The sequence below is a fragment of the Mesorhizobium sp. M1163 genome, assembly GCF_040318415.1.
Lineage (GTDB): Bacteria > Pseudomonadota > Alphaproteobacteria > Rhizobiales > Rhizobiaceae > Mesorhizobium.
The window spans coordinates 291,925-306,901 of record NZ_JAMYMF010000003.1 but is presented as its reverse complement, the minus strand read 5'-3'; the positions used below and the strand labels follow the sequence as shown (position 1 = coordinate 306,901).

Genomic DNA, 14,977 nt, shown 5'->3' with positions numbered 1-14,977 from the left:
AGAGAAGCGGCTACGTTTCATGTCCTGGTCCTCTCGATGGGCCAGAACGAACTTCAAACCGGATTAGATCAGAGGGGCAAGGTCAATTCCAGCAGGAATAGTTGTCGCAAACGAACTGCGGCAATGCTGCACCCGACAGGATTCGAACCTGTAACTTCTGCCTTCGGAGGGCGGAGATCCTCCGCCAAAGTGGCACGTTTCTACGGTATTGGTATTGGCGAAATCGCGGCAGCTACTGGTGCTGCTGGCTTTGCTCTGTGGACCCGACGCAATGGATGAGCTGGCGGCTTCCAAGAAAAATCGACCGAGTTCATCTGTCTCTCCCGTGAAGAAGACGATCCTCCGCAGACTGGGGCCGGGCCTCATCACTGGCGCGTCGGACGATGATCCATCCGGGATCGGCACCTATAGCCAGGCGGGGGCCCAACTCGGGTTCGCAATCGGATGGACGATGCTGCTGACCTATCCTCTGATGGTCGCGATTCAGGAAATCAGTGCGCGCATCGGAAGGACCACCGGCCACGGCATCGCAGGCAATCTATGCCGCCACTATCCGAATTGGCTTCTACAGTCCATCGTAACTCTTCTGTTCATCGCAAATACCGTCAACATCGGCGCCGATCTCAGCGCCATGGCCGATGCGACGAAGCTTCTAATCGGCGGCCCGACCGTTCTCTATGTCGTCCTGTTCGCAGCCATTTGCGTAATTGGAATCGTTTTCGTGAACTACGATCGCTACGCGCTCATCTTGAAATGGATGACGTTGAGCCTGTTCTCGTATGTCGCTGTCGTGTTTGCTGTGCAAGTTCCCTGGGCCGAAGCACTGGGTGGCGTGCTGGTCCCGCGAATTGTCTGGAGCAACGAGTTCTTCACTACGCTTCTCGCTATCTTCGGCACGACGATTTCGCCCTATCTCTTCTTCTGGCAGGCGTCAGAGGAGGCCGAAGAGGTCCACGCAAATCATCGCAGAAAATCGTTGTTGAGGGCTCCACGTCAGGCGGTCGACGCGTTCTCGCGAATACGCGCCGACACTCTCATAGGCATGGCATTCTCCAACGTCATCGCGCTGGCGATCATCTTCGCGACCGCGGCGACCTTGAACAAAGCCGGCATCACCGACGTCGAGACATCCGCTCAGGCGGCCGAGGCGCTGCGGCCGATCGTCGGCGATTTTGCCTTTGCTATCTTCGCTTTCGGCATCGTCGGGACAGGGTTGCTGGCGGTACCAATCCTGGCCGGCGCGGCGGCTTACGCCATTGGCGAGGCGAGACGATGGCCCGTGGGGTTGTCGCGCAGACCTGGGGAGGCTGTGGCGTTTTACAGCACTCTTGCCGCGGCCACGGGGCTCGGAGCAGCGATCACGTTCGGTCCAATCGATCCGATCAAGGCGCTGTATTGGACAGCCGTCGTCAACGGTGTCGTCGCCGTTCCGGTCATGACGGTCATGATGATAATGACAGCCCAGCCAAAGGTCATGGGCGACTTCACCGTCAAGGGCTGGCTGCGCTGGCTGGGATGGGCCTCCACGATCGCTATGGCGATGTGCATGGTCGGAATGCTCATGAGCTGGTTCATGTGACAGCCAATTGATCACCCGCCGCAGTTCGTATGGCGGTGGAAACCAGGCCGGAAGCTATCTTCGACACTCTATCAAGGTCTCGACGCCCTAGACTATCGCGCTGCCGAAACCGCAGGCTCGAGGCCGAGCCGTCCCACAACAGCTTCAACCGGCATTGGTTGCGGGTTGTCGCCGATTGCTGGACGTTACCTCGAAACGCGCGGGTGCTCTTCAGATCGGGGCGGTCGAGGCGCCGAAGGCTCAGATGACCGATGCCGACGTCGGGATTGCGGCAGACCACACGGACGAGAAACTGGGCTCGAACTCGGTTAACCAGCCGCGACCGCGGCGAGGAGCGTCCGGCGGGCTTGGCGAGGACGCCGAACGCGGCGGAAGACCAGCGGGTCGGCGCAGTATTGAGGTCGCACACGTTCAGTTCCTTCTTGAGAAACATAATTCCAGCACCGAGGAACCCGATCCCGGACCCGCGCGGCAGGACGATGCCCAAATTAATTGGCAGCCTGTTCGATCGAAATCATGGAATGTTCCTGAGAAGACAGCCCTGCGAACTCGCTCACGCCGGGTTCTCGAGGTCGAATTGCTTCGACGGCTCGTCGTAGCCGAACAACTCCGCGTAGCGCCCCAGGAGATGATCGCGCGCATCGTGTCGGCACGTTCTTCGGACATGTGGTCTTCGAGGTGGCGTGAATTGTGCCATGCATCGCCAACTCCCAAGCTGGCTCGGTCATTCACTCACTTGCCAGGGAGGCGTGCATTTTCTGGCGCGGTACCCAGTTCCGACCGTATCAGGCGCCTTGGTCTCATCCATTCGCCGCGCACTCTTTCGGACAGTACCAATCCATGGCCAGGTCGATCGGGCGCATAGACGTAGCCGTTCCGGATTTCGATGGGCTGTTCCACCAGATGATCGAAGTTCTGAAACGAATATTCCAGCCATTCGACTTCCGGCAGCGCGACCGCCATGTGCACGCCGATCTCCAGAAAGGTGTTGCCGATGCTGACCGGGATGCCGAGCTCGGCGGCCAGCCAACCAATGTGCATAACATCGGTGACTTGACCGTGGACATTCAGGATGTCGGCTGCGTGGGCTTCCAGAAGAAGCCGTTTGCCTTGAAGATCCAGATACTCGCCGCTGTTGATCTGAGTCCATGTCATTGCCTGCCTGAGCATTCTCAATCCTTCGTGGTCGTGACGCAGGATTGGATCCTCGACCCAGAGAAGATCGTGGCCGGCATCGCGGATCGCCACCAATTTCATTAGCGCTTCCTTCGAGGTCCACGCCTCGTTCGGGTCGATCATGATTTCCGAGCCTGCCGGCACGCAGGTTTTCAACAGCTCCAGGCGCCGCAGATCGCGATCGAAATCCGGGTGGCCGACCTTGATCTTGAAAGCGGAATAGCCAAGCGACGCCGCGTGGGAAAACAAGGAGACGAAAGCATCGTCGTCGAGGTGAAAATCGAGGCCACTGGCGTAGGCTTTCACACGGTTGCGACGACTGCCGAGCAGCACGTGAAGGGGTAGGCCAGCTTCCTTTGCCGCAAGATCCCAAAGCGCCACCTGGATCGCTTCATGAAAAGGCAGGGAGTACGCCCGCTGATTGCCACCGCGCGGGCGGTTCACACGATGAACCAGCGCGATCGCCTTATGTCCTTTCAGCCCCGGCCAAACCTCGTTTTCGAAAACGGTCTCGATCTCAGTCTGGTCGGGCAGGGGATTGAAGAGCGTCTGGATGAAGCCCAGTCCCACTTCACCACTTTTCGAAACGAGTTCCAGCGCAGCGACGTTTACATCGTCGGCTCGAACCTGACTGTCCCCGATTACCCGGTCGCGGGCGAACTGAAATCGGGTTATACGAAAATGCGAAAGGCTCATCACAGGGGCTTTCTGATCGTTTAGTATAACGCACTGATCTATCAGCTAAGATGTCTCAGTACCGAATCAATGGAGGTGCCGCAAGTGGCGGGCAAAGCAAAAGCCATCTCTCATACCCTGGTGGCGGCCACCCGTATGAGCGATGTTGCCTACGAACGAATTCTGGAACGCTTGTTCGACAGGCGCGTTCCGGTCGGGGCATTCGTTTCGCAGAGCGAACTGTCCGCGATCGTTGACGTGCCCGTCGCTCCGCTTCGTGACGCTCTGCGCAAGCTCGAGGCGGAAGGAATTCTCACCATCCATCCACGCTCCGGAATCCAGTTCATAAAACCTGGCATGGAGCTCACGCGCGCCACCTACCAATTCCGCGCCATCATAGAGCGATCGGCAATTCGCGTCTTTGCCGAGCAGGGCGATGAAGCCGTCATGAATGCCTTGGAAATGCGGCACTCCCGGCTGGTCCGGCGCATCGAACGGGAGGGTGTGGGAAAGGAGCAACTGGAGGAGATGGATGCGCTGGAGGGAGAGCTGCATGGCGCAATCATCGGCGCGCTGCGCAATCCCTTGATCGATAGCACCTATCGGCGCATGCACAATTATCTACGTCTGTTGCGGCTGGACAGCAAACTCACCTCGCCAATCATGATCCGGACACTGAAGGAACACCTCGACATCCTTGAGGCTTGCAGCACCAGGAATGCCGACGCTGCCGAAGCAAAGCTGCAGTCCCATTTCCAGGCGGCCATGCAGCGGAACCTTGGTCTGGTCTGACACGTCGTTGCTTGCCTCTCCGGCGCGGTTGCACGGCTTGGGAAATGATGTTACCCAACACTCCAACTGATCGATCAGTCTGCTGATCTGATATCTTGGAGGTTCGCATGCGGTTGAACAAAAGGCAGTTTCTCGTGGGTTCGGCGGCCCTCGCGATGGCAGGGCGCATTGGTGGTGCCCGTGCCGCGAGTGCCATCAGTTACTGGCACCACTTCACCAGTCAGTCGGAAATGGCCAGCTTACTCAAGATCATCGGATTGTTTCAGGCGGCCAATGCAGATGTGGCGGTGACCCAGGAAAACATCCCGAACTCGGAATATATGGCCAAGGTTTCATCGGCCGTGCTGGCCGGCGGGCGTCCCGATACCGCCATGGTGATTGCCGAGCGCTTCGCCGATCTTACCGCGATGGAGGGATTGATCGATCTTACCGAGCGCGTGAATGGGTGGGAGGGCAAGGCGAACTTTCCCGACAATCGCTGGACCGGGCTTTCCAGCAATGGCGCCATTTATGCGGTTCCCGCCTTCGCCTTCGTTGACTGGATGTACTACCGCGCAGACTATTTCGAGGAAGCTGGACTGACGGGGCCACCCCGAAATTTCGACGAATTCCTTCAGGCATCCCGCAAACTGACCAATCCTTCGAAGGGCAGGTATGCCTTCGGCATGCGCGCCGGCGCCGGCGGTTTCAAATATGTCATCGATGTCATGGAGGCGTTCGGCTCGCCGATCGTCAAGGATGGGCAGCCGGCCATCGACAGGGCCGCGGCGATCGAGGCGATAACGTTCTATTCCGATCTCTTCCTGAAGGAAAAGGTCGTGCCGCCGAGCGCGCCCCACGACAGCTACCGTCAGATCATGGAAGCCTTCCGCACCGGGCAGACTGCGATGGTGTGGCATCATACCGGTTCGCTGAACGAAATCTCGAGTGCGATGAAGCAGGGTGAACAATTCTCGACCGCGCCGATGCCGGCCGGTCCGAAGGCGCATGTCGCTCGCGTCGCGTACGCCGGCAACGGCGTCATGAAGGAAGACAATATCGAGGCTGCCTGGCGGTGGGTGAGTTTCTGGGGCCAAACGGACGCTGCCCTGGCCCTGCTCGAGGGGACCGGCTATTTTCCGGCCTCCGCCGCTGCGCTGCAGGATCAGCGGATCACCGGCAATCCGATCTATAATGCGGCGACGGAAACGCTCAAGTTCGGACGCCTGCCGAACAATTTCGTCGGCGCCGCGGGCTGGTCCGAAAATGTCGTCAATCCCGCTTTCCAGTCGGTGCTGACGGGTCAGTCGACGCCGGAACAGGCAGTAGACCGCATGATCCAGGGCCTGGAGGCGGCGCTCCGCTGATCCCCGGACGTGCAGCCGTGCTCAGAACGCAACGGGACGGTGCTTTCGCATCGCAGATTCATGATAATAAGCTCGAGCAGATATCTGCCTATGCGGGCTCTCGGCGAACTATCCGAGACCCGATACTGGATGTATTTGCTGCTCCTTCCCAGCCTCGCCCTTATCCTTCTCGTGATCGCCTATCCGACGCTTTACGGCATGGCAATCAGCTTTCGCGAGATGCGTCTGACGCGTCCCGGGTTGGATGGCTGGGTCGGCTTCAAACATTATCTAGCGATGTGGTCAGACCCGGTATTCTGGATCGCATTGAAGAACACCGTCGTGTGGGTTGCTGCCGCGGTCGTGCTGGAACTATCGCTTGGTCTGCTCGCCGCGACAGCTCTCAACAGGGATTTGCCGGGCACGAAAATCTTCGCCGTGCTCATCCTGCTTCCCTACTTCCTGCCCAATGTCGTAGCGGGCCATATGTGGGCCTTGCTGCTCGATCCGCGGCTCGGAGTCATCAACGATCTTCTTGTCCGGCTAGGCGTCCTGCAGGCCTACAAGGCATGGTTTGCTGATCCCAATACTGCGCTTGCGGCGACCATTCTCGTCGAGGCCTGGCATGGGTTTCCATTCTTCGCGCTGCTGCTGCTCGCGGGCCTGAAGGGTATTCCCGAGGATCTCTACAGGGCAGCGGCGGTCGACGGCGCAGGCCTGGCGGCGCAGCTCAGGCTGATCACCTTGCCCATGCTCAAGACCGTCATCGCGGCGGCAGTGATCCTGCGCGTCATCGGTCTGGTCAATTCGCCCGATCTGCTCCTCATTCTCACCGGTGGCGGACCGGGAGATGCCACGCAAGTGCTGTCGTTGTACGCCTTTCAGACTGCCTACAAGGAGTTCAATTTCGGCTACGCATCCGCCCTGTCGGTGGTGATGTTCGTGACCCTGATGATCTTCGCGGCCGGGTATATCCGCATCTCCAGGATTACCAAAGGACAGGGCGATGATTGAAAGCAAGCGTCACCGGCGGATGATCGCGAACATCGCCACCTACATCGTGCTCGCAAGCCTGACGGTGTTCTGCATCGGTCCGATGATCTGGATGTTCCTGACATCCCTCAAATATGAGGCCGACATTGTCACCCAGACGATGCAGTACCTCCCGAGCCGCGTTACCTTCGACAATTATGTCGCCATCTGGACGCAGTCGGGTTTCCCACGGCTTATAGGCAACAGCCTCGTCGTTACCTTGCTGACGGTGACGATCTGCGTCGTCACGGGCACGCTTGCCGCCTATGCATTTTCTCGCTTCGCGTTTCGAGGCCGAGATCAGCTCATGCTCGGCTATCTTGTCGTTCGCATGTTTCCCGCAGTCATGATGATCATTCCCCTTTATGTTGTTATGCGCGGTGTGGGGCTCGTCGACAGCCGTTTCGGCCTAGCGCTTGCCTATACGAGTTTCCTGCTGCCGCTGTTCGTGTGGATGCTCAAGGGGTTCTTCGATTCGGCACCTAAGGAACTCGAGAGCGCGGCTCGCATCGACGGCTCGACAAGGCTTGGCGCCATGGTCCGTATTGTCATGCCCCTTGCGCGGAACGGCCTGGTCGCAAGTTCGGTGTTCATTGCCATCGCGGCCTGGAATGAGTTCCTGTTCGCCCTGATGCTCACGACGGGGCAGGGGTCTCGCACCTGGCCCGTGGGCCTGCAACTGATGGTCGGAGAGTTCCAGCTTCCTTGGGGCGTTCTGGCGGCAGGCGGCATTCTCAGCATCATCCCTGTCATCGTTCTCTTCGCGATTGTCCAGCGAACCATGGTCCAGGGGCTGACTGCAGGCGCCATCAAAGGTTAGGAGTTTCGCATGGCGACACTTTCCATCAGGGACGTGCGCAAGTCCTATGGCTCCGTACAGGTTCTTCACGGGGTCGACATCGAGCTCGAGGACGGAGGCTTTCTGGTTCTGCTCGGGCCGTCCGGATGCGGCAAGTCGACCTTGCTCAACATGATTGCCGGCCTCGACGACACGTCCAGCGGTGACATCCTGATCGGTGGACGCTCGGTCCTCGACCTTGCGCCCAAGGACCGCAATATCGCGATGGTGTTCCAATCCTACGCGCTTTATCCCACCATGTCGGTCGCGAGGAATATCGGCTTCGGATTGGAAATGCGTGGCGTCGGCGCCGACCAGCGCACGCGTGCCGTGGAAGATGCCGCGCGCATGTTGCAAATCTCCCATCTGCTCGATCGACGCCCCGCCAACCTTTCGGGCGGACAGCGGCAGCGCGTTGCGATGGGCCGCGCGATCGTGCGCGACCCGGAGCTGTTCCTCTTCGACGAGCCATTGTCCAATCTCGATGCCAAGCTTCGCGTGGAAATGCGCACGGAGATCAAGCGCCTGCACGAGCGTCTCGGCACGAGCATCGTCTATGTCACGCATGATCAGATCGAGGCGATGACGCTGGGCACCAAGGTGGCCGTCATGAAAAGCGGCTACATCCAGCAATTGGGCGATCCGCGCACCATCTATGAACGGCCCGCCAATATGTTCGTGGCAAGTTTCATCGGATCTCCGGCAATGAACTTCCTTGCCGGACGACTGGTCCCGGATTCGGAAGGTGTCCGGTTTCAAGCGAGCGGTGTATCGATCGTGTTGCCGACGCGGAACCGGCAGGTGGACTCTGAGCGACCGGTGATGTTGGGCATACGGCCTGAAGAGCTGAGAACCGTTGCGGAGAATCGAGCTTCGATCATTGGGGAGATCGACGTGGTAGAGCCCACCGGGCCTGAAACCATGGTGACTGTGCAGGTCGGCGAGAACGCGATCATCGCGCGCCTGCCGCCGAGGTTTGCCGGCCGGCGCAAAGAGCCAATATTTCTTGCCGTCGATCCGGCGAGCGTCAACCTGTTCGATCCGGATAGCGAGCAGCGCATCGACATTTAGGACGTGGATACCAGCGGCTGGACGCAGTGGCGCAGGGATCCGCGATGTCGCCTCGAACTCATCCGGAGCGAATGCGGACCGCTTGCGGTCAAGCTGCGCTGGGTGAGCGGTATCTCGGCAGGGTAGTCAGCGGGCCTTGGCGATCAGTTCTGTCAGGCAATCAGCAGCCTCCGTCCCTGGCACGCCAAGATCTCTGACACTGTCCATGTGGTTGCGGTTCGGGAGCACATGCGACGTTACCAACGATCCCTGCCGCACCAAGCTTGCTTTGAATCGATCGGCTTGCTGATGGAAGGGTGGCGTCTCATTGGCTCCGACCAGAACCGCCGCCCTGGTTTGAGGATCATGCCGACAGGCGAGCGGCGTAAACATGGCGACTTCCTCGTCGGTTATTCCAATCTCGTGGGCGAGAAAGGAATCCTGGAGCGGTTTCAAATCGTAGAGCCCGCTCAGCAGAAGAGCTGCCCTTACATTCGAGGGGGTATGCTCGTCGTTGAACAGAAACGTTGCAAGATGTGCTCCAGCCGAATGACCACTGACAGTCAGGGCCGCCGGGTTTCCGCCATGATCGGCGATGTTGGCCAGGATCCACTGCTTGGCGCGGCGCACCTGGTCGACGATCGTCGCCATTCGGACCTTGGGCATCAGAGCATAATCAAGGATGACGGCAATGGCCCCGGCCTGGGTAATCGTCGTCGCGACATATGAATAGTCGCGCTTGGAGAACATTCTCCAGTAGCCGCCATGGACAAAGATGTGCACCGGCAGCGCCGTTCTTTTCCCCGGGGGAAAGAACAGATCCATGGTTTCGGTCGGATCCGGTCCGCAGGCCACGTCCGCGGTCATCGCAATGGTGGCGCGGGCGGCCTCGCTGCGGCCAACGAAGTCCTGCACGATTTCGTCAAAATCCGCGACGTGGTCGCGGATGCGAAAGGGATCGTCTTGCATGCTTTCTCCGCTCACATGCTGATGGCGAGGTATTTCGCCTCCATGAACTCGGCAATGCCGTGATGCTGCCCTCCCTCGCGGCCGAGCCCACTCTGCTTAACGCCGCCGAAGGGGGCCGCCGGATCGGACATCAGCCCCCGGTTGACAGCGATCATCCCGGCCTCGATCCGGGAGGCCACCCGCATGCCGCGCGCCAGATCGCGCGTGTAGATGTAGGCAGCAAGCCCATATTCGGTGTCATTGGCGCGTGTGATGACCTCAGCCTCGGTGTCGAAGCTCGAGATCGGCGCCACGGGCCCGAATATCTCCTCATGCGCCATCTTTGCGTCGCCTGGCACGTCGCGAAGCACTGTAGGAGGGTAGAAGAAACCAGTTCCGGACAGGACTGAGCCGCCGCACATGACCCGCGCGCCGCGTGCGACCGCGTCGATGACAAGGCGATCTATCTTCTCGACCGCCTTTTTCGTGATCATGGGTCCGCATTCCGTGTCCGGGTCGGTGCCAGGGCCGACCTTGAGCGACGACATCCGCTTCTTGAGGCCGTCCGAGAAGGCTTCGTAAATGCCAGATTGCACGTAGAGGCGGTTGGCGGCCGTACAGGCCTCACCGGCGTTACGCATCTTGGCTACCATTGCGCCATCGAGCGCCGCTTCGAGATCAGCGTCGTCGAACACAATGAACGGTGCGTTGCCGCCGAGTTCCATCGAACACGAAACCACATGCCTGGCAGCCTCTGCCAGCAGAGCGCGACCCACACCCGTCGAACCGGTGAAGGAGAGCTTGCGCACTCGCGGGTCGGCCAGCATGGCGGCTGTCAAAGGGCCGGGACTGGAGGTCGTCAGGACGTTGACCACCCCCGGTGGCACGCCTGCGTCCTGATAGAGCGCGGCCAGCGCGTAGGCGGTAAGCGGGGTCTCGCTGGCTGGCTTCAAGATCACCGTGCATCCAGCGGCAAGTGCTGGCGCGATCTTGCGGGTCGCCATCGCGGCAGGAAAATTCCAAGGCGTGATCAGGACGCAGATACCGATCGGTTCGTAGTCGACCACGATGCGATTGGTGCCGGAAGGCGCAATACCGAATTCGCCAGTAATGCGAACGGCCTCCTCGGCATTCCAACGGAAAAATTCCGCGGCATAAGCGATCTCGCCGCGGGCATCCCGCAGAGCCTTGCCGTTTTCCAATGCGATGAGAGTCGCGAGCGCCTCTGATCGTTCCGTCATCAGTTCAAAGCAGCGTCTGAGGATCTCGGAACGCTTTCGCGGCGACGTTGTCCGCCAGCCATGGGCTGCCTTGGCAGCGGCGTCAACGGCAGCGGCCGCGTCGTTCACGGTCGCATCGGGCACAGCGGCGATGACAGCCTCGGTCGAAGGATCGACGACCGGAATCACCCTGCCATCCGCGGACTGGCGCCATTGGCCGCCAATATACAGCCCGTGCGAGATTGTGTGGAAGTCGCTGATGCCCTGATCATCCGACAGAACCTGTGAAAACGTGTTCATCTCGATATTCCCGATTGTTACATGATGCTGGCGAGGTCGCCATCAAAGGCGGCCTGGACCAGGCGTCGCATGGACCCCAAGTCGAATGGACGCGGATTGTTCTTGATGAGGCGCTCGATACCAATCGCTTGTTCGGCCGTCCAATCGAGCTTATCGGCGGGCAGCCCCAGTTCGGCCAACGAGGGGGTGATCCCGATTGCCCCAAACAGCCGACTGACCTCGCCAATGGTCGCGTCGGCCAACTCTCGGGCGTACAGCCCTTTGCATCGAGGCAGAGCGCGTCGGCGATCTCGGCCATCTCGGTCGCTGCGGCTGTTCTGTTGTACTTCATGACGTATGGCAGCATGGTGGCGACACCCAGTCCGTGAGGGGTGTGGGTTATCGCGCCAACCGGGTATTGCACGGCGTGCGCTGCCGCTGTGCCGGCCGTTCCGAACGCACAGCCGGCGGCCAGTGCACCCATCATCACGTCGGCCCGGGCGTCCTCGTCAGAGGGCTGGCGGTATGCCGTTTCAAGGCTTCGGCCAAGCAGCTTGATCGCCAGCAGGGCGAAATGATCGGTCAAAGCGGTTTTGCCGATAAAGACATGTTTCTGCGGAAGGCCGGGATCGGTCCCCCGCCTGACGGCGGTGAAGGCCTCGATTGCATGCGTCAGCGCATCGGCGCCTGCGATCGCCGTCAATGCCGGCGGGCATGTCATCGTCAGTTCAGGATCGCAGATGGCCGCGGCCGCGATCAGATATGGGCTGGAGATGCCGACCTTCAGGGTGCGATCCGGATCGGAGATTACGGCGACCGGGGTCACTTCAGAGCCCGTGCCGGCTGTCGTCGGCACCGCGATCAGCGGCAGCGTCGGGCCGGGCACCTTGAACTCGCCGTAGTAATCCTGGAGCTGACCGCCGTGAGTGATGAGCAACGCGGCGCATTTGGCCATATCGAGACAACTGCCGCCGCCAATGCCGATCACCATGTCGGGCGCGAACCTCCGTGCTTCCTCGACGCAGACGGCAACGGTGTCCCGGGGAACGTCGGGTAGCACGCGGTCATGCACCAGTACGTCTATCGAGCTGGCTCGCAGCGCCGCGACGATCTCTCCAAACGGGCCCGTTGCGGCAAAACGTTCATCGGTGCAGACGAGCACGCGACGCCCGAGCCTGGCCGCGACAACCGGAATGACGTGGCGTTGGCCCTTCCCGAAGAGGATTTCGCGCGGCAGCCTTATGGCAGCGAAAAGGCTCATTATCTGCATCCTGTGATGATGTCTGGATTGGAATGCGAAAGGCCGTTCAACTCGGCCCAAAGGCTGGGTTTGACGTCAAACCCCACTTGCAGCACGCTTGCGTTCCGACGCGTTGAACCATCGCCCGGAGCGCTGACGGTCCGTTCAGGCTCGGACGGTGAGGAAGCCCGGCCCGCGGAGTCGGCCCGCTGCTCCAGCAGGGCCACCGCAAGTACGATTGCTTTGTCTTGAACCAGCCTCAAATTATATCCTCTATAAAATCGTATAGGATATAGGATTGCATTGGCCGAAGCATCGTGTTAGCAACTCAATGTGTCAAGGGGCAAAAAATGCAGGCCATGAACTTACCCAGTCTAGATGAACCGAACCTCGCCGGCGGGCGTATCCAGCGCTCCAGCAGCCTGGTTGAGGACGTCTACGAAGCGATTTTTGCGCAACTCATGTCGCTGAAGATTGCGCCGGGCTCGCGCATCACGGTCGACAGTCTGGTCAAGGAATTCAACGTCTCCCACACGCCGATCCGCGAGGCGCTCGGCCGGCTCGAAGGCGAAGGCCTGGTGCTGAAGACGCATCTGATCGGTTACCGCGCTGCGCCGCAGATCACGAAACGACGGTTTGACGAGCTCTACGAGCTTCGCCTGCTGCTCGAGCCTCATGGCGCGGCCAAGGCAGCCGCGCTCATGGACGAGGTAAAGCTCGCACAGCTTCAGGAATCGGCGGGCGTCATGGCGCGCCGTGAAGGCAAGGACGAGCGTCTGAGGTATTCCAACTTCGCCCGCCAGGATGCCATTTTCCATGACAAGGTCATGGAATTCGCCAACAACGAACTCGTGCGCGAGACGCTGGCGCACCAGCATACCCACTTCCACATATTTCGCCTGATGTTCCATTCGCGCGTCACCGAGGAGGCGCTCGACGAGCATGAGGCCATTCTGGCCGCTTTCGCTGCGGCCGATCCTGCCGCTGCCGAGCAGGCGATGCGTCGCCATATCGAGCATTCCCGCGACCGTTTGTTGCTGGCGTTCGACTGAGACTGTCCCGATGTCTTTGATCACAGGCCAGTGCCAAGGATACTTCCCCGATTCACCCTTCTAGAAAGTCAAACCCACCGGGCGAGTACAGGTCTCGCCCGGCCGTTGTCACAGGAAAGGTACGACCATGCCAGGCAAAAAGATCCTAATGCTGACCGGTGAATTCACCGAGGAATACGAAATCTTCGTCTACCAGCAGGCGATGGAAGCGGTGGGCCACACGGTTCACGTTGTGTGCCCAGACAAAAGCGCCGGAGACCTGATCAAAACATCGCTGCACGATTTCGAGGGCGATCAGACCTACACCGAAAAGCTCGGCCACTATGCGCTGATCAACAAGACCTTTTCCGACGCTGAGAAGCAGCTGGAGCAATACCACGCTGTGTACTGCGCCGGCGGTCGTGGGCCCGAATACATCCGCACCGACAAGCGCGTGCAGGCGATGGTGCGCCACTTCCACGAAACCAAAAAGCCGATTTTCACGATCTGCCACGGCGTGCAGATCCTGATTGCGGTAGACGGCGTCGTGCGTGGCAAGAAGGTCGGCGCACTGGCGGCATGCGAGCCCGAAGTGACGCTTGCGGGCGGCACCTATATCGACCTGTCTCCAACGGAGGCATATGTCGACGGCACGATGGTTTCAGCCAAGGGCTGGACGGCGCTTGCAGCGTTTATCCGCGAGTGCCTGAACGTGCTTGGGACAGAAATCCGCCACGCGTAGACCTTCTTCCGACGCGTCTCAAAGGGGTGCGTCGGTTCCCTTTCTGGAAGGGCATTGTCACCGCAATTCGGCTTCGGATCATAAACGCCCGCATCGCGCTGTTTGCCCCCCAGGTTCAAAGCTCTTTCGTTATGCATTGATGCTCGTTTCATCAAATCCCGTAAGCGAACGCATCAGTGTTTCCCTTGCTGAAGCCAGATGCGCTCGGCAGGCTACCTCAATCCGAGTGGCGTTGCGGCTCTCAAGCGCATCGATATAGGCAATGTGTTCGTGGATTGCGGCAAGGTTGCGCTGCTTTTCGTCCTGCTTGTTCCACTGATAGTGGTAGTGAAAAATGAACATGATGATGTCGTAGAAATCATCGATGAAGCGGTTCGGTGATGCCTCGTTTATAAGCCGGTGGAACCGGTTATCCAGGCCGGAGAAGTCGTGAAAGCGGCTCTCAATTCGCTCCAGCAGGTCGGCATGCGCCATCTTGAGCGCGGCGAGTTTCGACCATAGCGGAGAGCTGTTCGGCTGCAGTGAAAACAGTTGTGCCGAACGCAGTTCAAACATCACCCGGATCTCGAAGAGCTCAAGTGCAAAGTCTTCAGTGAAACCCTTGAAAAGCCAGCCTGTATTCGGCCTTTTCTCGATCAGTCCAAACCGGCTGAAGCGGATCAGGAATTCGCGAATTCCATTGGTCGCAACACCGAATTGCCGTGCAAGCTCAAGCTCATTGATGCTGGTTCCGGGCCTGGTGTCACCCCGCAGCATCCACTCCATGAACTGCTGTTCGACATGCTTGGCGCGAGGCGTAGTTTCGGCGTCCGGATAGTAGTCGTTGTCGCCGACCGCGCGGCCCGTCGCTCTGAGGCCGTGGCGTTCGGTGACAAGTTCGCGGTTAACAAGTTCTCGCAGGACCTTTCGGACGGTTGTGCGGCTGACGCACATTCGCCGTCTAAGCTCATTTTCGGAAGGAAGTTCGCCGGCCAATTGTCCGTCGCGCAGCATATTTGCAGCTCGATTGAAGGCCTTCTTGTAGACGGTGTCCGTTCTCATCGGATTTCC

General features: G+C 59.7%; 14 protein-coding genes and 1 pseudogene. 9 read left to right on the top strand and 6 right to left on the bottom strand.

Annotated elements, in window-relative coordinates:
- Together NKH43_RS05075 and NKH43_RS05070 are read left to right on the top strand one after the other, a co-directional pair.
- Positions 1-279, top strand: a 279-nt coding sequence (locus tag NKH43_RS05075) for a hypothetical protein (protein ID WP_352856848.1), incomplete at its 5' end; no start/stop codon positions are given.
- Positions 272-1,579 (top strand): NRAMP family divalent metal transporter, encoded by a 1,308-nt coding sequence (locus NKH43_RS05070; RefSeq protein ID WP_352496629.1) that lies wholly within the window; start codon positions 272-274, stop codon positions 1,577-1,579. The genes NKH43_RS05075 and NKH43_RS05070, both read left to right, overlap by 8 nt.
- On the opposite strand, the gene NKH43_RS05065 is transcribed toward NKH43_RS05070, so the two are convergent.
- Positions 1,572-2,012 (bottom strand): hypothetical protein, encoded by a 441-nt coding sequence (locus tag NKH43_RS05065; RefSeq protein WP_198030477.1) that lies wholly within the window; start codon positions 2,010-2,012, stop codon positions 1,572-1,574. The genes NKH43_RS05070 and NKH43_RS05065 overlap by 8 nt on opposite strands.
- A 299-nt stretch (positions 2,013-2,311) precedes the next feature.
- Positions 2,312-3,451, bottom strand: a complete 1,140-nt coding sequence (locus NKH43_RS05060; protein WP_352856846.1) for a mandelate racemase/muconate lactonizing enzyme family protein — start codon at positions 3,449-3,451, stop codon at positions 2,312-2,314.
- Positions 3,452-3,586: 135 nt separating this feature from the next.
- Here NKH43_RS05060 and NKH43_RS05055 point away from each other — a divergent pair, with 135 nt between their 5' ends.
- The 5 genes from NKH43_RS05055 (at position 3,587) to NKH43_RS05035 (ending at position 8,488) form a co-directional block, all read left to right on the top strand.
- On the top strand, positions 3,587-4,222 hold the full coding sequence (locus NKH43_RS05055) for a GntR family transcriptional regulator (RefSeq protein WP_502895979.1): 636 nt from the start codon (positions 3,587-3,589) through the stop codon (positions 4,220-4,222).
- Positions 4,223-4,329: 107 nt separating this feature from the next.
- Positions 4,330-5,568 carry an ABC transporter substrate-binding protein gene (locus NKH43_RS05050; protein ID WP_352496631.1) on the top strand — a complete coding sequence of 413 codons (1,239 nt, stop codon included), beginning with the start codon at positions 4,330-4,332 and terminating at the stop codon, positions 5,566-5,568.
- 129 nt (positions 5,569-5,697) lie between these two features.
- Complete coding sequence (locus NKH43_RS05045) at positions 5,698-6,561, top strand: carbohydrate ABC transporter permease (protein ID WP_245278558.1); 864 nt, start codon at positions 5,698-5,700, stop codon at positions 6,559-6,561.
- A complete protein-coding gene (locus tag NKH43_RS05040) occupies positions 6,554-7,399 on the top strand; it encodes a carbohydrate ABC transporter permease (protein WP_352484910.1) in 846 nt (281 codons plus the stop codon). The genes NKH43_RS05045 and NKH43_RS05040 overlap by 8 nt, the downstream gene beginning before the upstream one ends.
- A 9-nt stretch (positions 7,400-7,408) precedes the next feature.
- Positions 7,409-8,488: an ABC transporter ATP-binding protein gene (locus NKH43_RS05035; protein ID WP_352496633.1), complete on the top strand. Its 1,080-nt coding sequence runs from the start codon at positions 7,409-7,411 to the stop codon at positions 8,486-8,488.
- A 126-nt stretch (positions 8,489-8,614) separates the two neighbouring features.
- On the opposite strand, the gene NKH43_RS05030 is transcribed toward NKH43_RS05035, so the two are convergent.
- From NKH43_RS05030 to NKH43_RS05020, 3 genes and pseudogenes are all read right to left on the bottom strand, one after another.
- Positions 8,615-9,436, bottom strand: a complete 822-nt coding sequence (locus NKH43_RS05030) for an alpha/beta hydrolase (protein WP_352496634.1) — start codon at positions 9,434-9,436, stop codon at positions 8,615-8,617.
- Between the two features lie 11 nt (positions 9,437-9,447).
- Complete coding sequence (locus NKH43_RS05025) at positions 9,448-10,935, bottom strand: NAD-dependent succinate-semialdehyde dehydrogenase (RefSeq protein ID WP_352791942.1); 1,488 nt, start codon at positions 10,933-10,935, stop codon at positions 9,448-9,450.
- Between the two features lie 17 nt (positions 10,936-10,952).
- Positions 10,953-12,175 (bottom strand): annotated as a pseudogene (locus NKH43_RS05020) (iron-containing alcohol dehydrogenase).
- 338 nt (positions 12,176-12,513) lie between these two features.
- Here NKH43_RS05020 and NKH43_RS05015 point away from each other — a divergent pair.
- Complete coding sequence (locus NKH43_RS05015; RefSeq protein WP_352484920.1) at positions 12,514-13,206, top strand: GntR family transcriptional regulator; 693 nt, start codon at positions 12,514-12,516, stop codon at positions 13,204-13,206.
- 127 nt (positions 13,207-13,333) lie between these two features.
- Positions 13,334-13,927 carry a DJ-1/PfpI family protein gene (locus tag NKH43_RS05010; RefSeq protein WP_023718517.1) on the top strand — a complete coding sequence of 198 codons (594 nt, stop codon included), beginning with the start codon at positions 13,334-13,336 and terminating at the stop codon, positions 13,925-13,927.
- A 129-nt stretch (positions 13,928-14,056) separates the two neighbouring features.
- Here NKH43_RS05010 and NKH43_RS05005 read toward each other — a convergent pair whose 3' ends face one another.
- Positions 14,057-14,968, bottom strand: coding sequence for a GntR family transcriptional regulator (locus NKH43_RS05005; RefSeq protein ID WP_352484916.1), 912 nt, complete (start codon positions 14,966-14,968; stop codon positions 14,057-14,059).
- Between the last annotated feature and the right edge of the window lie 9 nt (positions 14,969-14,977).